General features: G+C 69.3%; 1 protein-coding gene. It reads left to right on the top strand.

The window, feature by feature from the left end:
* A partial coding sequence (gene glf / locus FHD68_RS18575) for a UDP-galactopyranose mutase (protein ID WP_139086596.1) occupies positions 1-1,154 on the top strand: 1,154 nt, incomplete at its 5' end.
* Positions 1,155-1,299: the final 145 nt, after the last annotated feature.

Here is a 1,299-nt window from a genome sequence, read left to right as displayed (position 1 = left end):
GACGCCGGCGGCCTGCCGTGCCCCGCCCCCGCCGCGCGCGGCCCCGTCCCGACGTGACCATCTGCGGCGCGGGGTTTGCCGGCGCGGTCATGGCGCGCCAACTGGCCGAACAGTCGGGCAAGCGGGTGCTGGTCGTCGACCGGCGCGACCATATCGGCGGCAACGCCTTTGACGAACGCAATGCCGACGGCCTGCTGATCCACCGCTATGGCCCGCACATCTTTCACACCAACGCCAGCGAGGTCGTCGACTTCCTGTCGCGCTTCACCGAATGGCGGCCCTATGCGCACCGCGTGTTGGCCGATCTGGGCGATCGCCGGGTGCCGATGCCGATCAACCGCACGACGCTGAACATGCTCTATGATGCCGGGCTGACCGGCGACGCGGATACCGCCGCCTTCCTGGCGGCGCGCGCCCGGCCCGTGGACCCGATCCGCACCGCGCGCGATGTCGTCGTCTCGGCCGTGGGGGACGATCTGTATCGGCGGTTCTTCGAGGGTTACACCCGCAAGCAATGGGGGCTGGATCCGTCCCAGCTGGACCCCTCGGTCACGGCGCGGGTGCCGACGCGCACCGATACCGACGATCGCTATTTCACCGACCGGTTCCAGGCGATACCGCGCGATGGCTATACCGCAATGTTCGCGCGCATGCTGGACCATCCGGGGATCGACGTGCGCACGGGCACCGATTTCCATGACATCGACCCGGCCGATCGCGGCGCGCTGACCGTCTATACCGGGCCGATCGATGCCTATTTCGGCCACCGCTTCGGCGCGCTGCCCTATCGCAGCCTGACCTTCGCGCACGAGACCCTGCCCCAGCGCCAGTTCCAGCCGGTGGGCGTCGTGAACTATCCCGACCCGGACGTGCCCTTCACGCGGATCACCGAATACAAGCACCTGACCGGGCAGGACCACCCGATGACGGCGATCACCCGCGAATATCCGTCGGACCGGGGCGATCCCTATTATCCCATCCCCTGCCCGAAGAACCAGGCACTGTTCCGCCGTTATCAGGCGCTGGCCGGTGCGGAACCGAACGTGATCTTTGCCGGGCGTCTTGGCAGCTACCGCTATTACAACATGGACCAGGTGGTGGCCCAGGCCCTGGCGCTGCACCGGCGCATGATGGCGGTCCCCGCGCATGCCTGACCGGTTGCTGCTGGCCACCGACAGCGCCGAGCCGTCGGGCGTGGGCGCGCATATGGTCGCCCTGGCCGCCGCGCTGGCGGAGCGGGGCCTGCGCCCGGAAACGCTGTGGCCCGACCATCCGGCGGGCCGCGCCCTGGCTGCGCAG

The sequence above is a fragment of the Paracoccus marcusii genome (assembly GCF_006151785.1).
Lineage (GTDB): Bacteria > Pseudomonadota > Alphaproteobacteria > Rhodobacterales > Rhodobacteraceae > Paracoccus > Paracoccus marcusii.
This window is presented reverse-complemented; position numbering and strand designations above follow the sequence as displayed.